This window comes from Pseudomonas sp. NPDC088429 (genome assembly GCF_044753305.1).
Classification (GTDB): Bacteria; Pseudomonadota; Gammaproteobacteria; order Pseudomonadales; family Pseudomonadaceae; genus Aquipseudomonas; species Aquipseudomonas rustica.
Map to the genome: position 1 here is coordinate 2,794 of NZ_JBIVMX010000092.1, position 10,573 is coordinate 13,366.

The window sequence follows — 10,573 nt, forward strand, 5'->3', positions numbered from 1 at the left end:
ATGAATCAGCTGAAGGAACCCATGACCGTGACTATCAAGCTCGGCCAGTTGGCCGAGTTCCTCGGCGCCACCCTGCGTGGCGACCCGGAGAAGCAAATTACTGGGCTAGCCACTTTGCAAGAGGCTGGCCCAGCTCAGTTGAGCTTTCTGGCAAACCCTCAATACCGCAAATTCCTGGCAGGCTCGCAGGCGGCAGCGCTGTTGCTCAAAGAGGCTGATGCCGAAGGTTTTGCCGGCAATGCGCTGGTGGTGCCGGATCCTTATCTGGCCTATGCACGCATCTCGCACCTGTTCGATCCCAAACCAAAAGCTGCGGTGGGTATCCACCCATCGGCGGTGATTGCGGACGACGCTGTGGTTGATCCGACCGCCAGTATCGGCCCATTCGTGGTGATCGAAGCCGGTGCGCGGATCGCAGCTCAAGTGACATTGGGCGCACATTGCTTCATCGGTGCGCGCAGTGAAATTGGTGAAGGCGGCTGGCTCGCGCCCCGCGTGACCCTTTATCACGACGTGCGCATCGGCAAGCGTGTGGTGATCCAATCCGGTGCTGTGCTCGGTGGTGAGGGCTTCGGCTTTGCCAACGAGAAGGGCATCTGGCAGAAAATTGCCCAGATCGGTGGCGTGACCATTGGCGACGACGTTGAGATTGGCGTGAATACCGCTATCGACCGCGGCGCACTGGCCGATACCGTGATCGGCAATGGCGTGAAACTCGATAACCAGATTCAGATCGCGCACAACGTGCAGGTCGGTGATCACACCGCCATGGCCGCCTGTGTCGGAATCTCCGGCAGCACCAAAATCGGCAAGCATTGCATGCTCGCTGGCGGTGTCGGTCTGGTTGGGCACATTGATATTTGCGACAACGTTTTCCTCACCGGGATGACCATGGTGACCCACTCGATTACCGAGCCAGGCGCCTACTCATCCGGTACAGCCATGCAACCGGCGGCCGAATGGCGCAAAAGCGCGGCCCGTATTCGTCAGCTCGATGACATCGCGCGACGTTTGAAACAGCTGGAAAAGCGCGTAGGGGAAGTGACCCCTGGCGGCAATGCTTCATCAGATGGCTGATACCATTTCCATATCAAGTGTGCACAGCCTCTAGACTGCCTCCTTGATTTGCTAGAGGAGTGCGCGTCAGTCGCGCTCCCAATCTTTACATAGGCTTCCCCCCGAAATGATGGACATCAACGAGATTCGCGAATACCTGCCTCACCGTTACCCGTTCCTGCTGGTGGACCGGGTGGTGGAACTGGACACTGAAGGCAAGCGCATTCGCGCCTACAAGAATGTCAGCATCAATGAACCGTTCTTCAATGGTCACTTCCCGGCGCATCCAATCATGCCGGGCGTGCTGATCATCGAAGCGATGGCTCAGGCTGCCGGGATCCTCGGTTTCAAAATGCTTGATGTGAAGCCTGCCGACGGCACGCTTTACTACTTCGTCGGTTCCGACAAGCTGCGCTTCCGCCAGCCTGTGTTGCCGGGCGACCAGTTGATCCTTGAGGCCAAGTTTTTGAGCTGCAAGCGTCAGATCTGGAAATTCGAATGCCAGGCTTCGGTCGACGGCAAGCCAGTCTGCTCGGCTGAAATCATCTGCGCGGAACGCAAGCTATGAGTTTGATTGACCCTCGCGCAATCATCGATCCGTTGGCCGTTCTGGCTGACGGCGTCGAGGTCGGCCCGTGGTCGATCGTCGGCGCCGGTGTGGAAATCGGCGAGGGTACCGTGATCGGGCCCCATGTAATCCTCAAAGGCCCGACCCGCATCGGTAAGCACAATCGCATCTACCAGTTTTCTTCGGTAGGCGAGGACACGCCCGATCTGAAATACAAAGGTGAAGAAACCCGTCTGGTGATTGGTGACCATAACGTCATCCGCGAAGGCGTGACCATTCACCGTGGCACCGTTCAGGATCGTTCGGAAACGACACTGGGCGACCACAACCTGATCATGGCTTATGCCCACATCGGTCACGACAGCGTCATCGGCAACAACTGTATTCTGGTCAACAACACCGCGTTGGCTGGCCATGTGCATGTTGATGACTGGGCGATCCTCTCCGGTTTCACCCTCGTACATCAGTATTGCCACATCGGCGCCCACAGCTTTTCCGGCATGGGCACGGCGATCGGCAAGGACGTTCCGGCGTTCGTGACGGTATTCGGCAACCCGGCGGAAGCACGCAGCATGAACTTCGAAGGCATGCGCCGTCGTGGGTTCAGCGAAGACGCGATCCACACCCTGCGTCGCGCCTACAAAACCGTGTACCGCCAAGGCCTGACGGTCGAGCAGGCACTGGCTGAGCTGGCTGAACCGGCGGCGCAGTTCCCGGAAGTTGCGATTTTCCGCGACTCGATCCAGTCGTCGACTCGCGGCATCACTCGCTGATCATGGCCAATCTGCGTATTGCGCTGGTGGCGGGTGAGGCTTCCGGCGACATTCTCGGCGCCGGTCTGATGCGCGCCCTCAAGGCACAGCATCCGGCGGTCGAGTTCATCGGCGTCGGTGGCCCGTTGATGCAGGCCGAAGGCCTGACTTCCTACTTTCCCATGGAACGCTTGTCGGTCATGGGCTTGGTAGAAGTGCTCGGGCGTCTGCGTGAGTTGCTCAAGCGCCGCAAGGAGCTGATCGCCACGCTGATCGCCGAGAAACCGGATGTGTTCATCGGCATCGATGCCCCGGATTTCAACCTCAATATCGAACTGAAGCTGCGTCAGGCCGGGATCAAAACCGTGCATTACGTCAGCCCGTCGGTGTGGGCATGGCGGCAGAAGCGCGTGTTGAAGATTCGCGAAGGCTGCGATCTGATGCTGACGCTGCTACCGTTCGAAGCGAAATTCTACGAAGAGAAGGGCGTGCCGGTGCGGTTCGTCGGCCACACGCTGGCCGATGCCATTCCGCTGGAGGCTGATCGTGCTGCCGCGCGTGCCGAGTTGGGCCTGCCCGACGGCCCGCTGGTGGCGTTGATGCCCGGCAGCCGTGGCGGCGAAGTTTCACGGCTAGGTGCGTTGTTCCTCGATACCGCCGAACGTCTGCGTGCCATGCGCCCGGGTGTGCGTTTCGTCATTCCTTGCGCCAACGCCGAGCGCCGCGCGCAGCTCGAAGAGTTGCTCGCCGGCCGCGATCTGCCAGTGACCTTGCTCGACGGCAAATCCCATCTGGCCCTGGCCGCGTGCAACGCCGTGTTGATCGCTTCCGGTACCGCGACCCTTGAAGCGCTGCTGTACAAGCGGCCGATGGTGGTCGCCTATCGCTTGGCACCGCTGACGTACTGGATTCTCAAGCGCATGGTCAAAAGCCCGTACGTGTCTTTGCCGAACCTGCTCGCCCAGCGTCTGCTGGTGCCAGAATTGTTGCAGGATGATGCGACGGTCGAAGCACTGGCCCAGACTTTGTCGCCGCTGATCGAAGGCGGTGAAGAACAGACGCGCGGTTTCGACGAGATCCACCGCACGCTACGCCGGGATGCCTCCAATCAGGCGGCGGACGCCGTCCTTAACCTGATCGGTCAAAAACAATGAGCAAGACAAGCATGCAGATGGGCCTGGATTTCACCCTGGTCGCCGAAGTCGAAGAACTGGTGGCCGGTGTCGACGAAGTCGGTCGCGGCCCGTTGTGCGGTGCAGTGGTGACGGCAGCGGTGATCCTCGATCCGAACCGGCCGATCCTCGGCCTCAACGATTCGAAGAAACTCACCGAAGCCAAGCGCGAAAAGCTCTACGACGAGATCATCGAGAAGTCGCTGAGCTGGTGCATTGCCCGCGCCGAAGTCGAAGAAATCGACGAACTGAACATCCTTCACGCGACCATGCTCGCCATGCAGCGCGCGGTCGCCGGCCTGCATATTCAGCCGAAACTGGCGATGATCGACGGCAACCGCTGCCCACACTTGCCGATGCGCGCTGAAGCGGTGGTGCAGGGCGACGGTAAGGTGCCGGCCATTGCTGCCGCGTCGATTCTGGCCAAGGTCAGTCGTGACCGTGAAATGGCTGCGTTTGAATTGATCTACCCGGGTTACGGCATCGGCGGGCATAAAGGCTACCCGACGCCCGTTCATCTGGAAGCCTTGGTACGTCTGGGCCCGACGCCGATTCATCGGCGCTCGTTTGCCCCGGTGCGTCTGGCTTACGAAGCGCTGGAAGGCCTGACGCAGGTTTAGTCGCAAGGCTGATGTTTTGTTCGAGGCCCGGTACAATCCGGGCCTTGTTGTCTCTATGTAACTGGACAGGATCACTATGCCGGCTTCATTCGTTCATCTACGCCTGCACACTGAATACTCGCTGGTCGACGGGCTGGTGCGGATCAAGCCGCTGGTCAAGGCGCTGACCGCCATGAACATGCCGGCGGTCGCGGTCACCGACCAGAACAACATGTGCTCCCTGGTCAAATTCTATAAAAACACCATGGGCGCCGGCATCAAGCCGATCTGCGGCGCCGACCTGTGGCTGTCGAACAAAGACCCGGACGCACCGCTGAGCCGGCTCAGCCTGTTGGTGATGAACGCCAAGGGCTATCGCAACCTCACCGAGTTGATCTCGCGCGGCTTCATTGAAGGCCAGCGCAACGGCATGATCATCATCGAGCGTGAGTGGGTCGCTGAAGCCAACGAAGGCCTGATCATGTTGTCCGCCGCCAAAGAAGGCGAGATCGGCATGGCCCTGATCAGTGGCAACCCGGCTGAAGCCGAGGCCCTGACGCGCGAGTGGATGACGGTGTTCCCGGATCGCTTCTATCTGGAAATCCAGCGCACCAACCGTCCCAACGATGAAGAACAATTGCACGGCGCCGTGGCGCTGGCCGACAAACTCGGCGCGCCGCTGGTGGCGAGCAACGATGTGCGCTTCATCAAGCAGGAAGACTTTGCCGCCCACGAAACCCGCGTGTGCATCGGTGAGGGCCGCGCCCTCGACGACCCGCGTCGTTCGAAGAATTACAGCGATCAGCAATACCTGAAAAGCGCCGAGGAGATGATCGAGCTGTTCAGCGATATTCCCGACGCGATTGAAAACACCGTCGAGATCGCCAAGCGCTGCAACATCGACGTGAAACTGGGCACGCACTTCCTGCCCAACTTCCCGATCCCCGATGGCATGACCATCGACGAATATTTCCGCAAAGTCTCCTTCGACGGTCTCGAAGAGCGATTGGCGGTGCTGCTGCCCAAGGACACCACCGAAGACTACGAAGCCAAGCGTCAGGTCTATGTTGATCGCTTGAATTTCGAGCTGGATATCATCATCCAGATGGGCTTCCCCGGTTACTTCCTGATCGTTATGGACTTTATCCAGTGGGCCAAGAGCAACGGCGTGCCGGTAGGCCCTGGCCGTGGATCGGGTGCCGGTTCGCTGGTGGCCTACGTGCAGAAGATCACCGACCTCGACCCGCTGGAATACGACCTGCTGTTCGAACGTTTCCTTAACCCGGAACGGGTATCGATGCCCGACTTCGACGTCGACTTCTGCATGGACGGTCGTGACCGCGTGATCGACTACGTGGCCGAGAAATACGGGCGCAACGCGGTAAGCCAGATCATCACTTTCGGTTCCATGGCCGCCAAGGCTGTGGTGCGCGACGTGGCGCGGGTGCAGGGCAAGTCCTACGGTTTGGCGGATCGTCTGTCGAAGATGATTCCGTTCGAAGTCGGCATGACCCTGGAAAAAGCCTACGAGCAGGAAGAAATCCTCCGTGACTTCATCAAGGTCGATGAAGAGGCCGCCGAAATCTGGGAGATGGCGCGCAAGCTCGAAGGCGTGGTGCGTAACGTCGGTAAACACGCCGGTGGTGTGGTTATCGCGCCGACCAAACTGACCGACTTCTCGCCGATCTATTGCGACGAGGCTGGTGACGGTCTGGTAACCCAGTTCGACAAGGACGACGTTGAAGCCGCCGGTCTGGTGAAGTTCGACTTCCTTGGTCTGCGGACGCTGACGGTCATCGACTGGGCGCTGAAGACCATCAACCGCGACCGCGCCAAGGTCGACGAGCCGCCGCTGGACATCGCGTTCATTCCGCTCGACGACAAACCGACTTACACGCTGTTGCAAAAAGCTGAAACCACCGCGGTGTTCCAGCTTGAGTCGCGAGGCATGAAAGAGCTGATCAAAAAGCTCAAGCCCGACTGCCTGGAAGACTTGATCGCACTGGTGGCCCTGTTCCGTCCGGGCCCGCTGCAGTCCGGCATGGTTGATGACTTTATCAACCGTAAGCACGGTCGCGCCGAGCTGGCGTATCCGCACTCCGACTATCAATACGAAGGCCTCAAGCCGGTATTGGCGCCGACGTACGGCATCATCCTGTATCAAGAACAGGTGATGCAGATTGCCCAGGTCATGGCCGGTTACACCCTCGGCGGTGCGGACATGCTCCGTCGGGCGATGGGTAAGAAAAAGCCCGAAGAAATGGCCAAGCAGCGCGGCGGTTTTATTGAAGGTTGCAAGACCAACAATATCGAAGCCGACCTTGCCGGTAACATTTTCGACCTGGTGGAAAAATTCGCCGGTTACGGCTTCAACAAGTCTCACTCGGCTGCTTACGGTCTGGTTTCGTACCAGACGGCCTGGCTGAAGACCCACTACCCGGCGCCGTTCATGGCCGCGGTACTGTCGGCGGACATGCACAACACCGACAAGGTCGTGACCTTGATCGAAGAAATTCGCACCATGAAGCTGCGTCTCGACGCGCCGGATGTGAATACCTCGGAATTCAAGTTCACGGTGAACGACGAAGGCCGCATCATTTATGGCCTCGGCGCGATCAAGGGTGTGGGCGAGGGGCCGGTCGAGGCGATCACTGAGGCGCGTGAGGACGGGCCGTTCAAGGATCTGTTCGATTTCTGCGCCCGCGTCGACCTCAAGCGCATCAACAAGCGCACCCTCGACGGTTTGATCCGCAGCGGTGCGCTGGATCGTCTCGGCCCGTTCTTCCATGAAGAGCAAAAGGCTTATCAGGCCAACATCGACCGCAACCGCGCGGTGCTGCTGGCGGCGATGGAAGAAGCGATCAAATCCGCCGAGCAGACGGCGCGCACCCACGACAGCGGTCACGCCGACCTGTTTGGCGGCTTGTTCGTCGAGGAAGACGCCGACGTTTACGCGGTGCATCGCAAGGCCAAGGAGCTGACCCTCAAGGAACGCCTCAAGGGTGAAAAAGACACCCTGGGCCTGTACCTGACTGGTCACCCGATCGACGAGTATGAAGGCGAGATCCGCCGGTTCGCCCGTCAGCGCATCATCGACCTAAAACCGGCGCGCGACACGCAGACCGTGGCCGGGATGATCATTGCCCTGCGCGTGATGAAGAACAAAAAGGGCGACAAGATGGGCTTCATCACCCTCGACGACCGCTCCGGGCGCATCGAGGCGTCGCTGTTCGCCGATGCGTTCCACTCCGCGCAGTCGCTGTTGCAGACGGACGCGATGGTGGTGGTCGAAGGCGAGGTCAGCAACGATGACTTCTCCGGCGGCCTGCGCCTGCGGGTCAAGCGCGTGATGAGCATGGAAGATGCGCGTACCAACCTCGCCGAGAGCCTGCGCCTGAAGCTGCAAACCCAGGATCTGAAAGGCGATCAGCTACGCTGGTTGGGTGATTTGCTCAAGCGCCATCGCGGCGCGTGCCCGGTGACCATGGAGTACACCAGCCCCGATGCGAAGACCTTGCTGCAGTTTGGCGAGACGTGGCGAATCGACCCGGCGGATGCGTTGATTCAGGCTCTGCGTGACCAGTTCGGGCGAGACAACGTCTTCCTCCAATACCGTTGACCGGCGAGTGCCATCATTGCACTTGCCCGAAACCTGAATTTTTAATCTCGACCTCAGCGCGCCTCTCCCTTAAGGTAGGGCGCGAATAGACAACCGGCCGGCCCAAGCTTATTTGGGACTCGACCCAAGACGGACGCCTATGAACCCGAATTTTCTAGATTTCGAACAGCCGATCGCCGACCTGCAAGCCAAGATCGAAGAGTTGCGCTTGGTCGGTAATGACAATTCGCTGAATATCGGCGATGAGATCTCCCGCCTGCAGGACAAGAGCAAAACGCTGACCGAGGACATCTTCGGCAAGCTGACCAGCTGGCAGATCGCACGCCTGGCGCGTCACCCGAAACGCCCGTACACCCTCGATTACATCGAGCACATCTTCACCGAGTTCGACGAGCTGCACGGCGACCGTCACTTCTCTGACGACGCCGCCATCGTTGGCGGTATCGCCCGTCTGGAAGACCAGCCGGTGATGATCATCGGTCACCAGAAAGGCCGCGAAGTGCGCGAGAAGGTTCGCCGCAACTTCGGCATGCCGCGTCCGGAAGGCTACCGCAAGGCGTGCCGTCTGATGGAGATGGCCGAGCGTTTCAAAATGCCGATCCTGACCTTCATCGACACCCCGGGCGCTTACCCTGGGATCGACGCTGAAGAGCGCAACCAGAGTGAAGCGATCGCCTGGAACCTGCGTGTGATGTCGCGCCTGAAAACCCCGATCATCGCCACCGTTATCGGTGAAGGTGGTTCCGGCGGTGCTCTGGCGATTGGCGTCTGCGATCAGTTGAACATGCTGCAGTACTCGACCTACGCGGTGATCTCGCCGGAAGGTTGCGCATCGATTCTGTGGAAAACCGCCGAAAAAGCGCCGGATGCTGCTGAAGCGATGGGCATCACCGCTGAGCGTCTGAAAGGCCTGGGCATTGTCGACAAGGTGATTGGCGAGCCTCTGGGCGGCGCGCACCGTGATCCGGCGACTGCCGCTGCTTCGATTCGTGCCGAGCTGAGTTCGCAACTGGCGATGCTGAAGAAGTTCGATAACGAAGCGCTGTTGAAGCGCCGTTATGATCGACTGATGAGCTACGGCCTCTAAGTCGAACGCAATACCCCTGTAGGAGTGAGCCTGCTCGCGATGAGGGCGTAACATTCAACCAATGTGTTGGCTGTCACACCGCTATCGCGAGCAGGCTCACTCCTACATTTGTTTTGGGGCAAAGAGTTGAATATGCGCCAGTCCATGATTGATTTGCCTTCCCGGCTTCTGCTGAACCTTGAGCCTTGGCGCAATGCCGCTCATTGGCGTATCGCCTTCTCTGGTGGTCTTGATTCCACCGTCCTGCTTCATCTGCTGGCCTCTCTGGCAAAATCCGATTCCCTCCCGCCGCTAAGCGCTGTCCATATCCATCACGGCCTTCAGGCTGCGGCTGATGCGTGGCCGCAACATTGCCAAGCCGTTTGCGATGCGCTGGGTGTTCCGTTGCTGATCGAGCGGGTTACGGTGCAACCGGGTGCGAGTCTGGAGCGAGCAGCACGGGATGCGCGTTACGCGGTGTTCAGTTCGCTGACGCAGACCAATGATGTGTTGCTGACCGGGCAGCATCGCGATGATCAGGCTGAGACGCTGTTATTTCGCCTGTTGCGCGGCGCCGGTGTACGCGGATTGTCCGCGATGCCGGCGCAGCGGCCAGTGGGGCAGGGCAAGCTGGTTCGGCCGCTGCTGGACATCTCCCGCGCCGAGCTGGAAGCGTACGCACAGGCTCATCAATTGAACTGGATCGAAGACCCGTCCAATCAAGATCGGCAATTCTCGCGCAACTATCTGCGCCATCAAGTCATGCCGCTGCTGACCGGGCGCTGGCCGCAAGCGCAGGCGAGCATGGCCCGCAGCGCGGCGCATCTGCGTGAGGCGCAGGGGCTGCTCGATGAACTGGCGCAGATCGATCTGGCGCAGGCGAACACCCCGCACGATTTCGAATGGCTGGGTTTGCCGTCGCTGGAACTGGCGCCACTCGCCGCCCTGTCCGCCGCGCGCCAACGCAACGCGATCAGTCATTGGCTCGAAGCCTTCACCCAACTGCCGGATAGCGACCATTGGTCGGGTTGGACGGATCTGTGCGAAGCGGCTTCCGATGCTTCGCCTATCTGGCGTCTGGCCAATGGCGAACTGCATCGCAGCGCCGGACGTGTGTGGTGGCTCAGCGGCCACTGGTTGCGCACGCCGATGATCGGCGCCGACTGGCAAGCGCCGTCTTCACCGCTACGCTTGGCCGATAACGGCCGTGTCATGTTCGCTGGGCATACTCCTTGCGGATCATTGCGTATCGCCTATCGTCAGGGCGGCGAAGTGATGCATTTGGCGGATCGCGGTCATCGCGATCTCAAACGCCTGCTCAATGAGCGCGCGGTGCCGGGTTTTGTGCGTGGCAGATTGCCGCTGCTGTTTCGCGGTGACGAATTGCTCGCGGTGGCGAACCTGCCGGGGCTTGATGGCAATGGGCAGGACGGCTGGAAATTGCATTGGCAGCCAACAGGCGAAGATCTGGGTTTGAGCTGAAAGGAGCATTCCGGTAGACTACGCTCCCTTCTTGATACAACTTCTGTGGATTCGCCTGAATTGCAGGAGTTGCCGATTACCAAGCAGTCTTTGCTGGGCGATTCCAAAAAATGTGTAGCGAGCAACGTACCGGTGTTTCATCTGCCGGTCTGTCCCAACGCGGCGGTTTTTTTGAAAGGTGCACTGTGATTAATGCAGGTGATCGGGGGCTTCGGCCTTCCTTCGCTTCCCCCGGCGGCTCGGACCGCTTTAACGCAGA

Annotated in this window: 8 protein-coding genes; all 8 read left to right on the forward strand. The window is 59.8% G+C overall.

From position 1 onward, the window contains the following. Positions 1 to 21: 21 nt before the first annotated feature. The 8 genes from lpxD to tilS all read left to right on the forward strand — a co-directional run bounded on the left by lpxD (position 22) and on the right by tilS (position 10,314). Entirely contained in the window at positions 22 to 1,077 is a 1,056-nt protein-coding gene (lpxD, locus tag ACIP66_RS26645) for a UDP-3-O-(3-hydroxymyristoyl)glucosamine N-acyltransferase (protein WP_400652099.1), read from the forward strand. A gap of 106 nt (positions 1,078 to 1,183) precedes the next feature. Continuing rightward, positions 1,184 to 1,624 (forward strand): 3-hydroxyacyl-ACP dehydratase FabZ, encoded by a 441-nt coding sequence (gene fabZ / locus ACIP66_RS26650; RefSeq protein WP_053117635.1) that lies wholly within the window; start codon positions 1,184 to 1,186, stop codon positions 1,622 to 1,624. Then, a complete protein-coding gene (gene lpxA / locus ACIP66_RS26655; RefSeq protein WP_400652088.1) occupies positions 1,621 to 2,397 on the forward strand; it encodes an acyl-ACP--UDP-N-acetylglucosamine O-acyltransferase in 777 nt (258 codons plus the stop codon). Before fabZ ends, lpxA begins: the two co-directional genes overlap by 4 nt. Positions 2,398 to 2,399: 2 nt before the next feature. After that, a complete protein-coding gene (gene lpxB, locus ACIP66_RS26660; protein ID WP_400652091.1) occupies positions 2,400 to 3,530 on the forward strand; it encodes a lipid-A-disaccharide synthase in 1,131 nt (376 codons plus the stop codon). A gap of 11 nt (positions 3,531 to 3,541) precedes the next feature. Continuing rightward, positions 3,542 to 4,168 carry a ribonuclease HII gene (rnhB, locus tag ACIP66_RS26665; RefSeq protein WP_159813170.1) on the forward strand — a complete coding sequence of 209 codons (627 nt, stop codon included), beginning with the start codon at positions 3,542 to 3,544 and terminating at the stop codon, positions 4,166 to 4,168. A 76-nt stretch (positions 4,169 to 4,244) separates the two neighbouring features. Then, positions 4,245 to 7,766: a DNA polymerase III subunit alpha gene (gene dnaE, locus ACIP66_RS26670; protein ID WP_400652093.1), complete on the forward strand. Its 3,522-nt coding sequence runs from the start codon at positions 4,245 to 4,247 to the stop codon at positions 7,764 to 7,766. Positions 7,767 to 7,905: 139 nt separating this feature from the next. Further along, the gene (locus ACIP66_RS26675) at positions 7,906 to 8,853 is read left to right on the forward strand and encodes an acetyl-CoA carboxylase carboxyltransferase subunit alpha (RefSeq protein ID WP_053117644.1); all 948 of its coding nucleotides are present in this window, start codon (positions 7,906 to 7,908) and stop codon (positions 8,851 to 8,853) included. 132 nt (positions 8,854 to 8,985) lie between these two features. Continuing rightward, positions 8,986 to 10,314 (forward strand): tRNA lysidine(34) synthetase TilS, encoded by a 1,329-nt coding sequence (gene tilS / locus ACIP66_RS26680; protein ID WP_400652096.1) that lies wholly within the window; start codon positions 8,986 to 8,988, stop codon positions 10,312 to 10,314. Positions 10,315 to 10,573: the final 259 nt, after the last annotated feature.

What these genes read in the sequence shown, in the direction of transcription:
- tilS (WP_400652096.1), top strand. Translation starts at nt 8,986, where the DNA reads ATGCGCCAGTCCATGATTGATTTGCCTTCCCGGCTTCTGCTGAACCTT.
- lpxA (WP_400652088.1), top strand. Translation starts at nt 1,621, where the DNA reads ATGAGTTTGATTGACCCTCGCGCAATCATCGATCCGTTGGCCGTTCTG.
- dnaE (WP_400652093.1), top strand. Translation starts at nt 4,245, where the DNA reads ATGCCGGCTTCATTCGTTCATCTACGCCTGCACACTGAATACTCGCTG.
- fabZ (WP_053117635.1), top strand. Translation starts at nt 1,184, where the DNA reads ATGATGGACATCAACGAGATTCGCGAATACCTGCCTCACCGTTACCCG.
- lpxB (WP_400652091.1), top strand. Translation starts at nt 2,400, where the DNA reads ATGGCCAATCTGCGTATTGCGCTGGTGGCGGGTGAGGCTTCCGGCGAC.
- ACIP66_RS26675 (WP_053117644.1), top strand. Translation starts at nt 7,906, where the DNA reads ATGAACCCGAATTTTCTAGATTTCGAACAGCCGATCGCCGACCTGCAA.
- lpxD (WP_400652099.1), top strand. Translation starts at nt 22, where the DNA reads ATGACCGTGACTATCAAGCTCGGCCAGTTGGCCGAGTTCCTCGGCGCC.
- rnhB (WP_159813170.1), top strand. Translation starts at nt 3,542, where the DNA reads ATGCAGATGGGCCTGGATTTCACCCTGGTCGCCGAAGTCGAAGAACTG.